This is a genomic window from Patescibacteria group bacterium (assembly GCA_030583705.1).
Classification (GTDB): Bacteria; Patescibacteriota; Patescibacteriia; order Patescibacteriales; family Patescibacteriaceae; genus Patescibacterium.
The window spans coordinates 496,299-515,517 of record CP129471.1 but is presented as its reverse complement, the minus strand read 5'-3'; the positions used below and the strand labels follow the sequence as shown (position 1 = coordinate 515,517).

14 protein-coding genes are annotated in these 19,219 nt (G+C 38.1%); 13 read left to right on the top strand and 1 reads right to left on the bottom strand.

Annotated elements, in window-relative coordinates; genetic code table 11:
- The first annotated feature begins 19 nt into the window (after nt 1-19).
- The 13 genes from QY321_02515 to QY321_02455 all read left to right on the top strand — a co-directional run bounded on the left by QY321_02515 (nt 20) and on the right by QY321_02455 (nt 16,786).
- A complete protein-coding gene (locus QY321_02515; GenBank protein ID WKZ24466.1) occupies nt 20-1,807 on the top strand; it encodes an efflux RND transporter periplasmic adaptor subunit in 1,788 nt (595 codons plus the stop codon).
- A gap of 56 nt (nt 1,808-1,863) precedes the next feature.
- Nucleotides 1,864-2,580, top strand: coding sequence for an ABC transporter ATP-binding protein (locus tag QY321_02510; protein WKZ24465.1), 717 nt, complete (start codon nt 1,864-1,866; stop codon nt 2,578-2,580).
- Between the two features lie 15 nt (nt 2,581-2,595).
- Complete coding sequence (locus QY321_02505) at nt 2,596-3,852, top strand: ABC transporter permease (GenBank protein WKZ24464.1); 1,257 nt, start codon at nt 2,596-2,598, stop codon at nt 3,850-3,852.
- Between the two features lie 70 nt (nt 3,853-3,922).
- Nucleotides 3,923-5,182: an ABC transporter permease gene (locus QY321_02500; GenBank protein WKZ24463.1), complete on the top strand. Its 1,260-nt coding sequence runs from the start codon at nt 3,923-3,925 to the stop codon at nt 5,180-5,182.
- A gap of 323 nt (nt 5,183-5,505) precedes the next feature.
- Nucleotides 5,506-7,497 carry a DUF4012 domain-containing protein gene (locus tag QY321_02495; protein ID WKZ24462.1) on the top strand — a complete coding sequence of 664 codons (1,992 nt, stop codon included), beginning with the start codon at nt 5,506-5,508 and terminating at the stop codon, nt 7,495-7,497.
- Between the two features lie 7 nt (nt 7,498-7,504).
- Nucleotides 7,505-8,512, top strand: a complete 1,008-nt coding sequence (locus QY321_02490) for a rod shape-determining protein (GenBank protein ID WKZ24461.1) — start codon at nt 7,505-7,507, stop codon at nt 8,510-8,512.
- Nucleotides 8,513-8,603: 91 nt separating this feature from the next.
- Entirely contained in the window at nt 8,604-9,836 is a 1,233-nt protein-coding gene (locus QY321_02485) for a glycosyltransferase family 1 protein (GenBank protein ID WKZ24460.1), read from the top strand.
- 92 nt (nt 9,837-9,928) lie between these two features.
- A complete protein-coding gene (locus QY321_02480; GenBank protein WKZ24459.1) occupies nt 9,929-12,142 on the top strand; it encodes a S8 family peptidase in 2,214 nt (737 codons plus the stop codon).
- A gap of 29 nt (nt 12,143-12,171) precedes the next feature.
- A complete protein-coding gene (locus QY321_02475) occupies nt 12,172-13,191 on the top strand; it encodes a GDP-mannose 4,6-dehydratase (GenBank protein ID WKZ24458.1) in 1,020 nt (339 codons plus the stop codon).
- Nucleotides 13,192-13,239: 48 nt separating this feature from the next.
- Nucleotides 13,240-13,899, top strand: a complete 660-nt coding sequence (locus tag QY321_02470) for a glycosyltransferase family 2 protein (protein WKZ24457.1) — start codon at nt 13,240-13,242, stop codon at nt 13,897-13,899.
- A gap of 54 nt (nt 13,900-13,953) precedes the next feature.
- Nucleotides 13,954-14,388 carry a DUF2304 domain-containing protein gene (locus tag QY321_02465; protein WKZ24456.1) on the top strand — a complete coding sequence of 145 codons (435 nt, stop codon included), beginning with the start codon at nt 13,954-13,956 and terminating at the stop codon, nt 14,386-14,388.
- A 16-nt stretch (nt 14,389-14,404) separates the two neighbouring features.
- On the top strand, nt 14,405-15,607 hold the full coding sequence (locus QY321_02460; GenBank protein ID WKZ24455.1) for a glycosyltransferase family 4 protein: 1,203 nt from the start codon (nt 14,405-14,407) through the stop codon (nt 15,605-15,607).
- A gap of 24 nt (nt 15,608-15,631) precedes the next feature.
- Nucleotides 15,632-16,786 carry a glycosyltransferase gene (locus tag QY321_02455; GenBank protein WKZ24454.1) on the top strand — a complete coding sequence of 385 codons (1,155 nt, stop codon included), beginning with the start codon at nt 15,632-15,634 and terminating at the stop codon, nt 16,784-16,786.
- A gap of 401 nt (nt 16,787-17,187) precedes the next feature.
- Here QY321_02455 and QY321_02450 read toward each other — a convergent pair whose 3' ends face one another.
- Nucleotides 17,188-19,176, bottom strand: a complete 1,989-nt coding sequence (locus QY321_02450) for a hypothetical protein (GenBank protein WKZ24453.1) — start codon at nt 19,174-19,176, stop codon at nt 17,188-17,190.
- Between the last annotated feature and the right edge of the window lie 43 nt (nt 19,177-19,219).

Here is a 19,219-nt window from a genome sequence, read left to right as displayed (position 1 = left end):
TTTTTTATTTTTAATATATATGATGAGTAAAAAGAAGAAAAAATGGCTTATTATCGGTAGCATTATTATTGTTTTAATTATTGCCGCTGTGGTGTTTTCTAGACGTGAAAAACCTCCTGAGTATACTACCTCTGAAGCTATTAAGGGTACTTTAGTACAATCGGTTAACGAAACTGGTACTATTACTCCTGCTAAGGAAATTAATCTTTCTTTTATGAGTGGCGGGGAGTTAATTGGTTTATCTGTTGAGGTTGGCGATACGGTGGAAGTTGGACAGGTTTTAGCGCAAACCGATTTTTCCACCCTACTAATTCGTCAAGAAGAAGTTAGGGCAGGACAGGCTATTGCCCAGGCTGGTCTTGAACAAGCCTTGGCTACTTTAGCTGCTGCCGAGCGTGAAGAAAAAAACCTACAAGCTGTTTTTAGCGAACAACTATCTCAAACAGATAAAACCTTAGCTGACCTTGAAGCCGAAGGAATTATTTCTTCTTCACAAAGACAAACTTTGGTTATTGCCGAAACCGCCTTAGCTAATACTAAATCAACTTACCAACAAGCGGTAGATAGTCGGCAAGCTTCTTTGGTTATTACCCTAGACAGTCGCTTATCTTCTTTAGCTCCAACTTTAGATAGTTTAGATAATATGTTAACTGATGAAGATTTCCGTTCCCAGCTTCGTACTCCCACTAAAGCTTACTTACTTCTTGAGGCTAATGAGTTATTTGAAAAATCAGAAGATAGCTTAGCTGAAGCTTTGGTTAGAGTTGCTGAAGCAAAAAACGGTGGTACAAGTTATCAGGTAGACATGGCTTATGAGGCCAGTCAAAAGGCTGCAGGGGATATTTTCGCTTTGGCTAATTTATTGTTTACCATGCTCCAAAACATTAACGCTAATTTCCAATTTACACAGACCCAACTTGATTCCTATAAATCTTTAACAGAGGTTCACGTGAATTCTTTGTCCGTAACTATTTCTTCCCTACAATCTTCCAGACAAGCTTTGGATGATGCTCGTTTAAGTTATAATGTTAATGTCTCGGCAGCTGAAGAACAAGTTAATCAGGCTAAACTTAGTTTAGGTTTAGCGATTGATGGCACTAAAGACGGTGAAAGCTTAACTAAATTACAACAACAGCAACAACTAGACGCTGCTAAAGCTAGAGTTACCTCAGCCCAAGCCGGTGTTAAACTATCTTCGGCCCAGTTAGCTCAAGCTTCAGCTGGTCTTAAGATGATCGCTAAACAGACCGAAGATGCGGTAATGACTTCGCCGATTGAAGGCGTAATAACGGCGGTTAACTACCAAGTCGGGGAACAAGTACCTCCAGGACAGCCCGTGCTTTCTGTTTTGACCCAGAATAATTACCAGGTAGAAGTGGATGTTTCTGAAACAGATATTGCTAAGTTATCTCTTTATGATGAAGCTGAAATTATTCTGGATGCTTTACCTGATAAGACTTTTATAGGCTCTGTCTATTTTATTGAACCCGCCGCAACGGTTATCCAGGGTGTAACTTATTACAAAGTTAAAATAACCTTTGATCCTGGTGAAGACGAAAGAGTTCGAACCGGTATGACCGCTGACGCTGTTATTACGGCTTTGCGCTTAGAAGATGTTTTAACGATTCCGGCTCGGGCGGTACTGGAGAGAAATGGTAGTCGGCAAAAATACGTACGGGTTTTAGAAAATGAAGAATTAAAAGAAGTTGAGGTTGAAACAGGCCTAAACGGCGATGGTGGTTTAGTGGAAATTACTAAGGGACTTAAAGAAGGAGACATAGTTATAACCTTCATTAGAGAAAAATAAATCACCAAGGTAGATTAAGAAAATAATAAAAGACAATTATTAAGATAAATTTTTTTATGCTTATTAGGGCCGAGAATCTTTCTAAAGAGTTTGTTACCGGCGAGGTTATAACTAAAGTTTTGCGCGGTGTTTCTCTGTCTATTGATCAGGGAGAGTTTGTGGCCATTATGGGACCTTCTGGCTCTGGTAAGTCCACCCTAATGCACATCTTGGGTCTTTTAGATCACCCAACTGGTGGTAGTTATTTTTTTGCCGATCGGGAAGTTGGTTCTTTGGATGATGAAGAGTCTGCCAGTTTACGTAATAGCCAGATCGGTTTTGTCTTTCAGTCATTTAATCTTTTACCCCGTACGACTGTTTTAGAAAACGTTATGTTGCCCTTACTCTATATGAGACCTGTCCCCAAAGATGCTAGTGATAGAGCTAAGGCGGTTTTAGATAGAGTCGGTCTAAGTCATCGTCTTGATTATTATACTAACCGAATTTCTGGGGGAGAAAAACAAAGAGTAGCTATTGCCAGAGCCTTAATTACCGAGCCTTCGGTAATTTTTGCCGATGAACCCACCGGTAACCTAGATTCCAAATCAGGTACTGAGGTTATGCGTTTTTTACAAGAATTAAACGAAGCTGGTAATACGATTATTTTAGTTACCCACGAAACTTACACCTCAGAACACGCTAAGCGGATTATTAGTTTAAGAGACGGAGAGATTGTTAGTGATAAACAAGTGGAAAAGAGACGTTTTGCCAAGGAGGGAGAAATTTTAAAATAGTTTAGACAAGCTTTAATGAATACCTTTTATTATTCGCGACTTGTTAAAAGCGCCCTAAGAGAACTTAATTCCAACCGTCGTCGCGGTTTTTTAACCGTCCTGGGTATTGTTATTGGAGTAGCTTCGGTAATTATTATTATGGCTATTGGAGCGGGAGCCCAGTCTTTGATTCTTTCACAAGTTCAGAATTTCGGCTCAAACTTGGTTGGTATTTTACCCGGTAAATCGGATAACAACGGACCCCCGGCGGCTGTTATGGGTATTACTATTACTACTCTTACTTTAGAAGACGCTGAGGCTATAGGTAATAAAAACAATATACCATATATTGAGGCGGTAGCGCCTTTTTTTCAAAGCAGGGGCGTTTTAAGCTGGAACGCCAATACCTATGATTCTAGTATTTACGGCACTGGTTATCAGTACATGGAAGTAGAGGGTGGGGAATTGGCAGACGGTCGTTTCTTTACGGCTGAAGAACAAAACTCTAATGCTCGGGTAATGGTTTTGGGTAGTACGGTTAAAGAAGAGCTTTTCGGAGAAAATGATCCAGTGGGAAAAACTGTGCGCTTAAATAATTCAGGCTATACGGTAATTGGCGTAATGGAAGAAAGAGGTACAGTGGCTTTTCAGAATTATGATGATCGGGTCTTTGTCCCTATTACTACAGTGCAAAGATTAATTGCCGGAGTTAAGCATTTGGGTTTTATTCGGACTAAAGTTAGTGATGAAATATATATTGAACAGACCATTAAAGAAATTGAGGCTCTTTTGCGAGATCGGCACGGTATTAGGGATCAAAGCGGTGCTGGCGATGATTTTTCTGTTAGAAGTGCCCAGGATGCCCTAAACATTCTTCGTTCAATTACAGACGGTATGAGGTTTTTCTTGGGAGCTATGGCCGCGTTGTCTTTGTTGGTTGGAGGTATTGGGATTATGAATATTATGTTGGTTAGAGTAACCCAAAGGACTAGAGAGATAGGACTAAGAAAGGCCGTAGGGGCAACTCGCCAAGATATTGTGGCCCAATTCTTAACTGAAGCGGTTGTCCTAACTTTAGCTGGTGGTTTTTTGGGTATAGTTTTTGGACAAACAATTGCGGCAGTTATTGCCATAGTAGCCAGACAACTCGGCTATGAATGGCCTTTGGTTATTTCCATACCGGCTATTATAGTGGCGGTTAGCGTAGCGGCGGTTATTGGCCTTATCTTTGGTCTTTACCCAGCCATTAAAGCCAGTCGTCTTGAGCCAGTGGAAGCTTTAAGGCATGAATAATATTAATATGATAATAAGGAGAATAATAAGAAATAATAATAAAGGAGTAATAATAAATGAATAAAAAGATATGACTATTAAAGATTCGGCTATTAACGCTTTAAGGATAATGAAGAATAATAAGTCAAGAACCGGTTTAACTTTACTTGGTTTGGTTATTGGTATTACGGCTGTTATTATTGTTTTTTCGGCTGGTGAGGGGATTCGCGGTTTGGTTATGGGACAAGTGGACGCTTTTGGTACAGATACCATACAAACCGAAATCAGGGTTCCAACCAATAAGACGGGTTCGGCCGGAGACAGTGATTCGGCTATGGCTATGGCTGGTGGTATGCAAGTAACCACTTTAACGGTAGAAGACATGGAAGCGGTTTCGGCTTTAGCTAATGTTAACTCAGGTTACGCAGCAATTTTAGGGCAAGAACAGGCGAGCTATGGAGGTGAGAATTTTCAAGCTTTTGTTTTAGGTACTAGTCCGGATTATTTGGCCATAGATACAGCTACCGTAGTAGCCGAGGGTAGGTTTTTTAATGAAGCTGAAGATAAAGGCGCTTCTTCGGTGGCGGTCTTGGGTGCAGGCGCTAAAGAAAGGCTTTTCGGAGACGAAGAAGCCCTTGGTAAAAGAATCCAAATTCGTAACCAAAGATTTACCGTTATTGGAGTAATTGAAGAAAGAGGCGCGGTTTTTTTTATGAACTTTGATGATTATATTTATTTACCGGTTAGGACTTTACAAAAAAAAGTTATGGGTATTGATCATATAACCTATATGATTCATCGGCTTGATGAAGCTGAACGAGGAGAAGATACCGCCGAGGAGATAAGGTGGCTTTTACGAGACAGACATAATATTACCGATCCAATTAAAGATGATTTTTTAGTAACCACCATGCAAGAGGCTATAGATATGCTTAATACCATTACCGATGCTTTAACTTTTCTTTTAATCGGTATTGTAGCGATTTCCTTATTAGTTGGGGGAGTGGGTATTATGAATATTATGTATGTTTCTGTTACCGAAAGAACCATGGAGATAGGTTTAAGAAAAGCCGTTGGAGCGAGTCAAGGTTTAATTATGAGACAATTTTTGGTTGAAGCGATGATTATTACTTTAATTGGGGGGATTATAGGGTCAATATTGGGGACAATAATTTCGTTTGGTATTGCCGGCTTAGCAACAGCGCTTAACTTTGATTGGACTTTTAAAATACCGCTTTACGCCTACGCCGTAGCTATGATCTTTTCTTTGGGTTGCGGTTTAGCCTTCGGAGTTTCGCCAGCCAAAGCTGCCGCCAAACTTGAACCAGTGGAAGCTTTAAGGTCTGAGTAAAATAGGATGTCTGAGTAGAATAGAATGATAATTAAGGACATTTAAAGCACCTATAACTAAAGAACTTAAACCCGCCAACCGCCTGGCGGGTTTATTATATCTAACTTTTTTAAAACACTTCTTGAATATTTCTTGAATAAACCTTTACTTTTTCTTGAACATTTTTTGAATAAAACTTTACTTTTTCTTGAACGTTTCTTGACCCTTATTTTTTTGTTATTTACTCTTTTCGGTTGGTCTTGAAATACTCATAACTTTATGTTATAGTTAAAGTGTTATTTTAATATTATTATTAAATCTAATCTTAGTCTTTTTTTAAAATTATGCCCCTTCATGGAGACTCTAATCTTTTAGCTACTTACGGACGACATGAAAGTAATTTGCTTTCCTCCCCACCCAAGGGTCGTAAGCGATTTTCTTGGACTAAACTTTTAACTCGTCTGTTTTTTATTTTTTTGACTCTAGTTGCCCTTTTTATTATTTTCGTTGGTTTTAATGCTCGTTCTCTTAGCTCGGTTTATTCTAGTGCTAATCAGGGAAGGCTTTCTTTAGAATTGTCTTTAGAGGCGGCTAAACGTTCGGATTTTTCCCAAGCATCCTTTTTAGCCCAAGAGGCTGTTTTGTCTTTTGAGGAAGCGCAAGTTTCTTTAAATAAAGTTAAGCTCGGACCCCTGCGTTTAATTCCTTTGTTTGATGTTTATCGCCAAGATATTGCTCATCTGATCGCTGCTGGGCGAATCCTTTCCGAAACGCTTAGTCAAGGTACTGATTATGTTAGTAGCTTAACTGACGTGATCGGCCCTTATTCCAATATAAAGTTTTCCGAGTTACCCAGCGAAGAAAAACAAAAACTTTTAGCTGTTATTTATAACGCAGATAATTTAATGATTGAAACTGAAGAGGCTTTAGGTATGGCTTTACTTGAGTTGGAAGCTGTTAGGTCATTTTCTTGGTTTGGAGATTTTAGTGGAAGGTTAGAGGATCTAAAGATTGTTTTACGAAAAAGCCAAGGAACTTTAACCGAGGCTGCACCCCTAACTCGTCTTTTACCTCCGCTTTTTGGTTATCCGGAAGCCGCTGATTATTTGTTAATTTTCCAAAATAACGACGAACTTAGACCAACCGGAGGGTTTATCGGAACGTATGGACTTATTAGAACCAAAGACGGTGATTTTGAGAGATTTGAAACTCATGATATTTATCATTTAGACATCCCGGTGGAGGACTTGGTTGAGGTTGAACCGCCTTATGAGATTCGTCGTTATTTGGTACAACGTTGGTATATGCGTGACGCTAACTGGTCTCCAGATTGGCCGACGACCGCAGAAAAACTTTTGTGGTTTTATGACCTTGAAAACTCCGTTCATCCTGAACCTGATCCGGTTAAAAACTTTAACGGCGTGATCGGGGTTACGCCGGAGCTTATTGTTGATCTTTTAAAAATTACCGGCCCGATTGAGGCAGATGGGGATATTTATGATCAAGATAATTTTGTTGAGCTTTTACAATACCGAGTAGAAGTGGAATATGCCAGAAGGGGAGAATCTGGTTGGGATCGTAAGTCGGTGATTGGAGAAATTTCTCGCCAGATGAAAGAAAGACTCTTTGATCTCCCACTTGAACGCTGGCCCGAGATGATTGAAGTTGTTAGTGATAATATGCTTCGTAAAAATATTTTACTTTATCATAAGGACGAAGAACTGCAAAAACTTATCCGTCAACAAGGTTGGTCTGGCGAAATCAGACAAGAATGGGGAGATTATCTTTTTGCGGTGGACGCCAACTTAGCAGCCCTTAAAACTGATTCTGTTATGCAAAAAGAAATAGTTTATGAAATTAAACAGTCACCCGAGGGACGTTTAATTGCCAAGACTACTCTTAATTATTCACACGCCGGTGGTTCGGATTGGCGTACTTCCAATTACCGAACATATAGTCGTATTTTTGTGCCGGAGGGCAGTCGCCTAATCGCTTCTGGTGGTTATACGGATGGAGAAGTGGGAGTGGGCAGAGAGTTAGGTAAAACCTTTTTTGGAGCTTTCTTAAATGTTGAGCCAGGAGAAATCGGGCAACTTTATTTTGAATACGAATTGCCGGCGATGGTAGCTGAAAATATGAAAAAGTACCAAAACTATCGTTTAATAGTACAAAAACAACCTGGTAGGCAAAATACTTCCTTAAAGGTTGACTTAAACTTCCTTAATGAGATAAAATCGTATGAACCGGCTGCTTTGTCCATTGAGAAAATAGATGTCGGGCAACTTAACTATAAGGGAGATATGAGAGTGGACAGAGCCTTTCTGATTAATTTTTAAATTGACTATGTTTATTAAAAGAATAGGTATTGACCTAGGTACTACCTACACCTTAGTACATGTACCAAGACGTGGTATTGTGATTAACGAACCGTCGGTGGTGGCAATTTCCATGAGTGATAAAAAAATCCTGGCTGTTGGTAATGAAGCTAAGGATATGGTTGGACGTACTCCTGGTAATATTATGGCCATTAAGCCTCTTAAGGATGGAGTAATTGCTGATTACCATACTACTGAAGCCATGATCAGGTATTTTATCAACAAAGCTTTATCTGGTGTGCGTCTTTTTCGTCCTGAAGTAATGGTCGCTGTGCCGGCGGGTATTACCTCCACCGAACGTCGGGCGGTTATTGACGCTACTATTGCGGCTGGTGCCAAAGCCGCTTACATTATTAAAGAACCGATTGCAGCAGCTATTGGAGCGGATATTCCGATCGGCTCAGCCTCCGGGCATATGATTGTGGACATTGGCGGTGGTACGGCTGAAATGGCGGTTATTTCTTTGGGAGGTGTGGTTACTTCAACTTCGGTTAGAGTCGGTGGTACTAAATTTGATAACTCCATAATGGATTATGTGAGACGTAAATATAATTTGGTAATTGGGGAACGTACTGCCGAAGAAGCTAAGATTACGATTGGCAGTGCCCTGTATTTGGAAGATAAATTAACCATGGAAACTCGCGGGCGTGATGTAATTACCGGTTTACCCCGAACCATTATGATTTCCTCAGACGATATTACTGAGGCTATTCAAAACGAACTTGAAGCGATTATCCAAGCGGCTAAGAATGTTTTAAGAGAAACTCCTCCGGAACTTGCCTCAGATATTATGGATAAAGGTATGGTTTTGTCTGGCGGTAGCTCATTATTACGTAACCTTGACCAACTCCTTTACCGTACTACCGACGTTCCGGCCTATGTAGCTGATGATGCCCTACTTTGTGTAGCCAAAGGAACAGGCATTGCCCTTGAGAACCTTGATTCATACAAGCGCAGTATTTTTGCTACTAAGTAATACTAAGTAATTAGGATAATTAAGGTAATTTAGATAGTTAAAACAGTTAAGTTATTAATTTATTTCTTAGTTTTTTAATTGATAGAAAAATATGTTAATCGGCATTGACGCCTCGCGAGCTAATCGTTTGGAAAAGACCGGTACAGAATGGTATTCTTATCATCTTATCAGAGCCTTGGCCGCTATGGACTCTAAAAACTCTTATGTGCTTTATTCGGACAAGCCCTTGGTTGGTGGTCTTCTTAATCTTGGGCCAAGACAGGGTTTTGAAGATGAAGAGAATATAAAAATTAAAGGCGGTAGACAGATAATTAAAAGTCCTCATAATAATTTCTCCGCTCAAATTCTCGGTTGGCCTTTTAAAAACTTTTGGACCTTAGGGCGTTTGTCTTGGGAGATGCTTCTTCGACCACCCGATGTCTTATTTATACCGGCCCATACTTTGCCTTTAATTTATCCTAAACGTTCGGTGGTAACAATTCATGATTTGGCTTATCTTTATCATAAAAAGGTTTATGAAAAAGCTTCCAGTGGTTTTAATTATGATTTAAAACATCTTATCTGGTCCACTAAGAGAGCTTTAAAAAAAACTTGGCGGCTTATTACGGTTTCTGAAACCACCAAAAAAGATATCTTAAAAGAATATGCCTCCGAGAAGAGATCTTTATTAGCTCCGGAAGTTTTAGAAAAAAAGATTAAAGTTGTTCATCATGGCTATGAAAAAGAAATTTATTTTAAAGCCTCACAAAAACCTTTATTACCTTCTTTAAAACAACGTTTTAATCTTAAAAAACCTTATTTAGCTTATCTTGGAAGAGTGGAAGAGAAAAAGGGGATTGTTGTTTTGGTTAAAGCTTTGGCTTTATTAAGACAATACAGTGAATTTAAAGATTTAGAGCTCTGTTTAATTGGGAAAGCCGGATCAGGTTTTGAAGAGATTAGAAAAAAGATAAGTGAACTTAAACTAGGCAAAGTGATTCATTTAACTGGCTGGTTAGAAGAGGAGGAGGCTGCTTCTCTTTTGGCTCATTCACAGGCTTTTGTTTATCCTTCATTATATGAAGGCTTTGGCCTACCAATTTTACAAGCCATGGCGGCCGGGGTACCGGTAGTGGCTTCACGTGCCGGGGCCATCCCTGAAGTTGCCCAAGAAGCTGCAGTATTATTTACTTCTCAAAATGAAGAAGAATTAAAAGAGTCTTTACTTAAAATCTTGAGTGATAAAGAATTTAGAGAAACAATGATTAAAAAAGGCTTAGTGCGTTCACAAGCCTTTAGCTGGGAAAGATGTGCTATGGAAACCTTAAGAGTTTTAGAAGGCTAAGACTAGGATAAGGTGCAATATGTGTATACACATTACCTAGTATTATTGACACTGGTATTATTAATATATTAAGGGTATAATTTATTTATTATATGAGAAAATTTTTATACAATTTATTCTGTTTACTGCTTTTTATCCTAATTTTTCCCCTGTCCATTAAAGCGGCAGATTACCGGGCTGATTCGGTTATGGTTAAATATAAAGGGGAAAATGAGCTTGTTTTATTAAAGCTTAAAAATGAAACCGTTGAGCAAGCTTTAAGGCGCCTGCGTAATGATCCAAGAGTTTCTTTGGCTGAACCCAACTATCTTTATCGGGCAGGTCTTACACCATCTGATACCAATATAAGTAACCAGTGGTATTTAAAAAGAATTGCTGCTTTTGAGGCTTGGGAAATTAATTACAAGGCAGAAGATGTAGTGGTAGCGGTGATTGATTCTGGTGTGCAAATTTCTCATCCAGACATTCGCTCTAATCTTTGGCTTAATCATCGTGAAACAATCTCCGGCACGGATAGTGATAATAACGGCTATGTTGATGATATACACGGTTGGGATTTTGTTAATAACGTTAATGATCCTTCACCTAAGTTTACAGAGGGTTTTACCGAGGCTGGTATTACTCATGGTACGGCGGTAGCTGGTATTATTGGAGCGACAGGGGACAATTCACAGGGAGTGGCTGGTCTTTCTTGGCAAGTACGTTTAATGGCTCTAAAAGCCTTGGACGATCAAGGTAATGGCGACACCTTTACGGTAATTGAAGCTCTTAATTACGCGATTGATCACGGAGCCCATATTATTAATTTAAGTTTTGTTGGAGGAGGTTATAGTCAGCTGATGGTGGATGTTTTAAAGAGAGCTAAAGAAAAAGGCATTATTGTTTTAGCACCAGCCGGTAATGAACTTATTAACGGCCAAGGTGTTAATTTAAATCAAAATCCAAACTACCCGGTGTGTTATAAAGACGAGAATGGTGAGCCTTTGGTTTTTGGAGTGGCCGCTACCAATGGACTTGATATTAAAACTTCTTTTTCTGGTTATGGCAGTGATTGTATTGCTATTTCTGCTCCTGGAGTGAGTTTTTACAGTACGGCGGTTTATGCGCCAGAGCGCTCAGCCGCTGGTTCATTTTTTAATCAGTATTATGATGGTTACTGGTCTGGTACTTCTATGGCCGTACCAGTCGTTAGTGGCAGTTTAGCTTTGGTTATGGGCACCAACCCTTCTTTAAGCGGCACTGAAGCTTTAAAAATTTTAATTGAGACGGCAGATGGTATAGATCATCTTAACCCGGATTATGTTAATCAGCTGGGCTCTGGGAGAATTAATGTTTTTCAGGCTGTCTTAGAAGCTTATTTTAGGCTCCAACAAAGTGAGGCTTTATTAGCGGTTGCTCCGGGAGCTGGTGCTGAGCCTTTTATTACAGTTTTTGACCCTACCGGGCAAGCAAGGTTAAGATTCTTAGCTTTTGCTCGTGAGTTTAAAGATGGAGTGGAAATAGCTGTTGGTGATGTGGATGGAGACGGTGAAGATGATATTATAGTTGCTCCTTCGGGAAATAAAGAAGCTGAGATTAGAATTTTTAGTGCGCAAGGAGATTTTAAAGGTAATTTCTTGGCTTTACCACCGACTTATCGGGGTGGAGTTAGTTTGGCGATTATAGATCGGGGTAGATTTGATGGCAAAAAAGAAATCGTGGTGGCGGCTTCTGGTCCTGGTTTTGCGCCTGAGGTTAGATTTTTTACCCACGACGGGGTAATGACTGATGCTTGGCGAGCCTATGACGATTCTTTTAACTCTGGTATTTCTTTGTCTGTTGGTAATATTATAGGTTTAAGTGGCGAGGAAATTGTTACAGTGCCGGCCGGTGGTAAGGTAGCCGAAGTTAAAGTTTTTTCAGCTAAAGGATTTTTACACAGTCGTTTTGTGGCTGAGAGAAAAGAAGAGGAAACCGGTTGGCGAGTGGCCGCGCTTGATGTTGATGGCTCAGCGCGACGTTTTAACGCTGAAATTATATTAAGTCGCCGAGCGGGTGAGCCGATAGTTACAGTAGCTGATTTTCGCGGTATTGTCCGCCAACAGTGGCGTGCTTACAGAGAACCTTTTTCGGGAGAAGTAATGATTGGGGGAGCGGATCTTAACAATAACGGTTATCTTGACTTAATTGCCTCTCCTCCTTACGGAGGTGATGCTCATATTGCTTTTTTTAATAATCAGGGTAATTTTCAAGGTTCTTTTTACGCTTTTGAGCCGACATTTGCCAAAGGGGCGACTTTTGCGGTATTGTTAAATAAAGAGCTGTGAATAACGGCGGATAATTAACCAAAAAACATATGTATAATAGTCAGCCGATTTTTGATAAAAAAAACGTTTTAATTATTGGGGGTGCGGGTTTTATGGGCTCCCATCTTTGTGAAGAGTTAGTGGGCGATGCCAAGGTTATCTGCGTGGATAACTTTTCTTCTGGTTTTGAATATAATATAGATCACCTATTAGCTAATCCGGATTTTCGTTTTATTAGGCACGATATGAGCGATCCCTTGGATCTTGATAGCTTATCTGAACTTGAACCCTTTAGGATTAAGTTCCAAGGAGTACAAGAGATTTATAATTTGGCTTGTCCAACTGCCCCGACTCATTTTGAACAAAACCGCATAGCTAATTTACTAGCCAATTCTTATGTAGTTAAAAACGCCCTTGATTTGGCAATTAAGTATCAGGCTAAGTTTATGCACTTTTCTTCTTCGGTGGTTTATGGTTCCAGAGACAGTGAAAATAATTTAGTTAGCGAAGAAGATAATGGTTCAGTGGACATGCTTTCCGAGCGAGCTTCTTATGATGAAGGTAAGCGCTTTTCCGAAACCATGGTAAAAACCTATAAAGATGTTTATGGTCTTGATTGTAAGATTGTGAGGCTTTTTAGAGCCTATGGTCCTCGTATGCCGCTTGATAAAGGACATCTTCTATCGGATTTTATCAGTAACGCTTTGGATGGTAAGGATTTGATCGTTGAGGGAGATGCGGATTTTTGTTCTTCTTTTTGTTATGTCTCGGATTGCTTGGACGCTATTATTAAATTCATGGAAACAGAACACTTTGGCCCGATCAACGTAGGTTCAGATCAAGATGTTAATGTTACGGACTTAGCTAATAAGGTTATAGATAAAATAGGTTCAAATTCAAAAATCTCCTATCTTAAACCTCATGTTTTTATTAGCCCATTAAAACTACCGGATATTAGGCGAGCTAAAGAACTTTTAGATTGGATGCCTTTGGTAACCTTGGATAATGGTTTGGATAAGACTATTCAGGAGTTAAGGGTTAATAAGAGTACTAAGCGTATGGGTTTTTAGTGCTGGTTTTTAGTCTTTTAGTTTAAAATTTTAAGTTAGATCATATCTATGAAAGTAGTTTGTGTTGTTCCTGCTTTTAACACGGCTGGGGTTTTACCAAAGGTAATTGAGAATTTACGCAGTCGCTTTAATGAGATTGTGTTGGTTAATGATGGTTCAAGGGATAAAACTGGAGAAGTAGCAGAGAGTTTGGATATTACAGTTCTTCATCATTTGGTTAATCGTGGGCAGGGAGCAGCCTTAAAAACCGGTACAGAATATGCTTTATCTTTGGGAGCGGAGATTATTGTTCATTTTGACGCTGATGGGCAGTTTTTAGTTGAAGATGCGGTTAGGTTGGTTGAGGTTATAGAAAAAGGTGAAGCTGATATGGTTTTTGGTTCGCGTTTTTTGGATAAGACAACCAAGATGCCTTTTTTAAAAAGATATTTAATTATGCCCTTAGCTAGAGCTGTTAACAGATTATTCGGCATTCGTTTCACTGATCCACAAAGCGGTTTTAGGGTTTTTAATAGATCAGTAGCCCTACAACTTAGCTGGCAACAAGATAGAATGGCTCATTGCAGTGAAATTTTAGCTACGGCGCATACCTTACCCATTCGTCTTAAGGAAATACCCATTACCGTTATCTATAACGAATTTGGGCAGACTTTTGGTGGAGGCTTGAGAATTATTCGAGATTTACTTTTAGCTAGACTTAATAGATAATGATGTTAAGGTAATAACTAAGGTAATAATTAATATAATAATTAATTTAAAACTATGCTTCAGGAACTTATTGCACTTTTAGTGATTGTTGGGTTTATTTTCCGTTTAAGCTGGCAGTATCACCGAGGATTGGTTCCTAAATCCCAACTGGTGTTTTGGCTAGTTTTTTGGTTATCTGCTATTATTGCCATTCTGAACCTAAAAAAATTAGACGCTTTGGCCGAAAGCTTGGGTTTTTCTAGCTCTGGTATTGAACTGCTTTTATACGCTGCCATAGCTGTTATCTTTTATGCTTTATTCAGATTACGTTTAAAGACTGAAAAAATGGAAGAAAGTATTACTGTTTTAACTCGGGCTTTGGCTTTTAAACAAATTAAGGAAAAGACTAAAGAGCAAAAAGAAAAAAACAATGAAGGAGTAGAAAGAACAAACGAACAAGTAGAAAAAACTAACCAGGAAATTAATAATTCAGACAAGCAGTCATTATAATTAGTTATTATTTAGCATGAAGATAGCGCATATTATATCAACCTTCCCTCCGTATAAAGGCGGTATGGGTAATAGTGCCCGGCAGTTTGCTTTGGAAATTGCCAGGCTTGGTCATGATGTTACGGTTTTTACCCCGGCTTGTGATAATAAATTACCAAGGCATGAAAGACTGGCGCCAGGCGTGGAGCTTTTAAGATTGCCTATTTTATTTTCCATTGGTAATGGTTCGGTTATGCCTTCGGTAATGAAGCATTTAAAAAAGTTTGATGTTGTGCATTTACATTATCCTTTCTACGGGGGCGCTGAATACGTTATGATTTATTTGATTTTTCGCCGATTATTTTTTCGCCAACCCAAGTTAGTTGTTCATTATCACATGGATACAGTTAGCGGGGGACTTAAAGGGGTGATTTTTCGTCTTTATCGTTTAACGGTGTTACCTATCTTAATTCGTTTGGCCGATCTGGTAACTTGTGCTTCTTCTGATTATATTAAACATTCTCACCTTCAAGATTATTACAAAGCCCAGCCGCAGAAGTTCTTACAAGTACCCTTTGGAGTGGACACCAACCATTTTTCTTTACCCAAAGAAAAAGATGAGACAGTTAAAGAGATTGTCTTTGTCGGGGGTATGGATAAACAACATAACTTTAAAGGCATACCTGAGCTTATCTCAGCCTTTGCTCGTGTAAAAAAAGATTATCCCGAGGCTCGCCTTACGCTAATTGGACGAGGGGACAGGAAGGTAGATTATTTGTCTTTGGCTGAAACTTTTGAACTTGGAGATTCTTTGGTTATTAGGGATGATATTGTTAACTCCGAGTTGCCTCATTTTTATGCAAAAGCGACGGTTTCGGTTTTGCCTTCCATTAACCGAGCTGAAGCTTTTGGTTTAGTATTATTGGAAGCCATGGCTTGCGGTACTCCGGTAATTGCCGCCAATTTACCGGGAGTGAGAAGTGTTTTTAGAAATAATGAACATGGATGGTTGGTACAGCCTGGGAATATAGACGACTTAGCGGCTAAATTAAAAAACGCTTTGAAAGATACTGTTTTAACCGCTTCATTGGGCCGCAAAGCCAGAGCTTGGGTTGAGGAAGAGTATAGCTGGCAAAAGGTTGGACAAGAGCTGGAGGCGGCTTATTATCGCGCTCTTAACGTACCTAAACCCCTGCCCCCTAAAGCAGATGAGGAGATTTTTGATGAAGACGAGGATTAAATTAAGTAATAAAAGTACTCAATTATGAAATTTTGTTTGATTAATAACCTATATGGCCCTTACGCTAAGGGTGGAGCGGAGAAAGTGATAGAAAAAATTAAGAATGAGCTTCTTTTAGAAGGCCATGAAGTAATAATTGTCTCCACTCGTCCTTGGTTTAAAAAACCCCAAGAATCTCAAGAATCTCCTGGACATTATTACTTAAGAAGTCTTTATCATCATCTAGGTCGCTTACCCAAGGTTTTTCGTCTTTTTTATCATGTCTTGTCTTTTTTAAATATTTTCGTTTACCTTAAGTTGTTTTTTCTGATCAAAAAGCATAAGGTTAGTGTTCTTTGGACTAATAACTTAACAGGACTTGGGCCTTGGGTTTTTAAGTTAGCGGGACATGTTAAGGATCATCTTCATACAGTGCATGACATACAATTACTTCACCCTTCCGGCCTTTTATTATTTAAACAAGAAAAGCTTCTTAATTCTTTGGCTTCAAAGATTTTTCGTTTCCTTAACAAGCAATTTATTTCAATTAAAACCAGGGTTATTTTTCCCTCAGAATGGATTCGGGATCTTCATTTAGATAAAGGTCTTTTTAAGAACAGTTTAAATCTAACTTTAGCTAACCCAATTAAAATTAACAAAGATTATGCTTTAGATAGTAATAAGATAGTTAATGACAGTAAAGAAATAACTTTTTTATATGTCGGGCAAATTGAAAGACATAAGGGGATAGAGATCTTATTACAGGCTTTTTGTGAGCTTGAGCATGACGCTATTAGTCTAAAAATTGCCGGACAAGGAGGAATGAAAGATTATCTTAGTAGTAGATATAATGATCAAAGAATTAAATGGTTGGGTCAGCTAGAAAGTAAAAAAGTTAATGAGTTAATGAAAGAAGCGAATTGTCTTATTGTGCCTTCTCTTTGTTATGAGAATCAGCCAACGGTTATTTTAGAGGCTAGAGCTTTTAATTTGCCGGTCTTAGCTTCTTGTTTAGGCGGGACAAACGAATTACTTAAGCAAAGTTTTTTATTTAAACCAACCAAGGAGGATCTTAAAAGAGCTCTAAACGATTTTCTTAATAACCCAAATAAAGAAAATATTAGTTGTTATCTTGATCAGGAGTTATTTGAAACAAAAGAATATCTTGAGAAAGTTCTTGATCTTTTGGTTATTGATTAAAAAACAGGTTATATGTTTAAAAACATATAACCTGTTTTAGTTGAGTTTATTTTATTTATAAATAAAAAAGCCGGCATAATAATTAGTTGCCGACTTTGATCCTGAATTTTTTCTGATTTGATTTTTAAGCCTAGTTATGTTGGGCTTTTTTTCATTGTCTGTATTTTAATTTTTTGGGACTGTTCCGGATTTTTTTTGATCTGTATTGTTTTTTTATTTCTATATAAGCCTAGCTATGTAGGACTTGCTCTCATTTTTTTGCAGGTTTAATTTTTTTGAACTATAAATATAAGTTTATCACATATTTTGATATTTGTCAAGGGTAGTTATCCACATCCCTTTAAAAAGGCCTTATTTAAGCCTATTTGCCTTTATTTACTTTATTATTTATTGGTTCTTTTTTAATCTCTCCTAAACTCAAAAATATAGACCTTGTTATCAATATCTTTCATATTATCCGCTATTAAACCGGCTTCATCCTTTATTTTTTCAAAAGCCCACCAGTAATCGTTAAGCACAAAATAGGCAAGATCAACTCCGGCTTTATCCATGGCTTTAAGCATAGTTTCTTTATTTGGTTTTTCTATCATTGTAAGATAGAGGCCATATAACTCTCCACCGGTTGGTATTGGGTAATAGAAGAGATTTTCATGGTAATATTTCTTAAAACCAAAAACCCTCAAAGAAGCTGCACTAACTTGTTGGTTAGAGAGTACTAGGTAATCTTTTCCTTGGCTCATCTTATCTATTTTTTCTACTGCGCGAATATCTACTTGGGTGGCGGTATAGCCTCGGCTATTGTGGTAGCGGTCTTGTCTTGGGTAAGAAAGATATAAAGAGGCGGTTAAGAAAAAAGATAACATAATGATAAAAGATAATTGGACAGTGAGTTTTTCTTTAATAAGTTTTTTAGCTAATTTGTTTAAACTTAAAATTACCAAAGGCAGCATAACTAAAGCTGCGACTACCAATAATCTTTTGGGGTAATCGGATCTTTCGTAGTCTATTAAAAAAGCAAAGTCCAGCGCCGAGAGAATAATGGCACTTAGAATAAAACTTAAGCCTGGCCAAAGGGAAAGCTTAATTATCTTTTCTAATCTTTTTTTGTAAGCTAGGTATATTCCGAAAATAATTAATAAGGCAAAGATAAGCCAGATTATGCTTTCATAAAAGTAAAGACCATTAAGCCACCAGCTTTCAGTGATGGGGTTTTTTGGGATAAGGAAATTAAATAAAGACCACTGTGGGTAACCCAAAGTCATGGCGGTTTGGCTGCCTGTTTTAGTAAAAAGATATAGAACAGTTGGTAAGCCAAAGACTGATAAAATAATCCCCAGACTATATAATATCTTTTTAAGAGATTCTTGCCATTGAGAATAATAATTAGAATAATAATTAAGAGTACCAAAGCCGGCTATTAATAGCGCAGGTAGACCGGCTATGGGCTGGATTACGGCTGAGGTAAAGGCTAAGAGCCAAAGTAAGATAAGGTCAATTCTTTTATTTATAGCTAAAGCCCAAAAGATTGTAATAATTAAAAACAGATAAGAGAGGTGTTGCGGAGTGGTAACTATAAAAAAGCCGGCTGGTAAGGCAAATAACAGTAGTAAAGAAATTTTAAGAGTCTTTGAGCGTATTATTTTTTTTAAACCATGCCAAATTGTCCAAGGCAAAAAGATAGCCGCTAAAAGAGGAACTAAGATTTTATCCCAAAAAACTACGCTTTGCCCAAAAAGGTTTTTAAGGATAATAACTAAACTGTATTGCCCGAGATAATAAGGAGTTAGAGGTTCAATTTGCCCGTTCTCCATAATAGCTTTAATGGCTGCTTGATGAATAAAGGGATCAAAGCCGTAGCCTGTAAGGTAGATTATTAGGATAATGGAAAAAGTCCAAAGAGCGTGCAGGCTGATTAAAATAATACTTAAATTGTTTTTAAGGGAAAGATAAAGAAGGGTAAAGGAAGCTAAGAAGTAAGTTACAAAATGCCAGATAGGAATAACTTGCCAGGGAGAAATTAAGGGTTCATCTGAACGAGAGAGGAAAAGAAAAACAACTCCCAAGAAAAAATTTAACAAATAAAAAACAATAGCTAACTTATTAAGTCTTGTACTTAGTGAATTTTCTTGTGTTATTTTTTTCTCTTCTCTTTCTCTTTCTCTTCTTTTTTCTTTCTCGTTTCCTTTTCCTTTTTCTTGCTCTTGATCTTTAAAGTAATAAAAAGTGAAGAAGGCCGCTAAGACTAAAGATAAGGAAGCGACCAACAGGGGATTATAACTACTAAGCCCGAAGAACCAATAAACAATTGATCCGCTAATCGCCACTAAACTTAACCAAGTAAGTAAAAAGACTAAGATCTTGTTAGTTAGATTATTTAAAATAAAGTTCATAAATGCTTTTGTTGTTATATTTCGCTTGATTTATATACAGTCA

Bases quoted from the DNA above. Each gene is read 5' to 3' on its own strand.
- QY321_02480 (WKZ24459.1), top strand. From the start codon at position 9,929: ATGAGAAAATTTTTATACAATTTATTCTGTTTACTGCTTTTTATCCTA.
- QY321_02470 (WKZ24457.1), top strand. From the start codon at position 13,240: ATGAAAGTAGTTTGTGTTGTTCCTGCTTTTAACACGGCTGGGGTTTTA.
- QY321_02500 (WKZ24463.1), top strand. From the start codon at position 3,923: ATGACTATTAAAGATTCGGCTATTAACGCTTTAAGGATAATGAAGAAT.
- QY321_02490 (WKZ24461.1), top strand. From the start codon at position 7,505: ATGTTTATTAAAAGAATAGGTATTGACCTAGGTACTACCTACACCTTA.
- QY321_02450 (WKZ24453.1), bottom strand. From the start codon at position 19,176: ATGAACTTTATTTTAAATAATCTAACTAACAAGATCTTAGTCTTTTTA.
- QY321_02510 (WKZ24465.1), top strand. From the start codon at position 1,864: ATGCTTATTAGGGCCGAGAATCTTTCTAAAGAGTTTGTTACCGGCGAG.
- QY321_02460 (WKZ24455.1), top strand. From the start codon at position 14,405: ATGAAGATAGCGCATATTATATCAACCTTCCCTCCGTATAAAGGCGGT.
- QY321_02495 (WKZ24462.1), top strand. From the start codon at position 5,506: ATGCCCCTTCATGGAGACTCTAATCTTTTAGCTACTTACGGACGACAT.
- QY321_02475 (WKZ24458.1), top strand. From the start codon at position 12,172: ATGTATAATAGTCAGCCGATTTTTGATAAAAAAAACGTTTTAATTATT.
- QY321_02465 (WKZ24456.1), top strand. From the start codon at position 13,954: ATGCTTCAGGAACTTATTGCACTTTTAGTGATTGTTGGGTTTATTTTC.
- QY321_02455 (WKZ24454.1), top strand. From the start codon at position 15,632: ATGAAATTTTGTTTGATTAATAACCTATATGGCCCTTACGCTAAGGGT.
- QY321_02485 (WKZ24460.1), top strand. From the start codon at position 8,604: ATGTTAATCGGCATTGACGCCTCGCGAGCTAATCGTTTGGAAAAGACC.
- QY321_02505 (WKZ24464.1), top strand. From the start codon at position 2,596: ATGAATACCTTTTATTATTCGCGACTTGTTAAAAGCGCCCTAAGAGAA.
- QY321_02515 (WKZ24466.1), top strand. From the start codon at position 20: ATGATGAGTAAAAAGAAGAAAAAATGGCTTATTATCGGTAGCATTATT.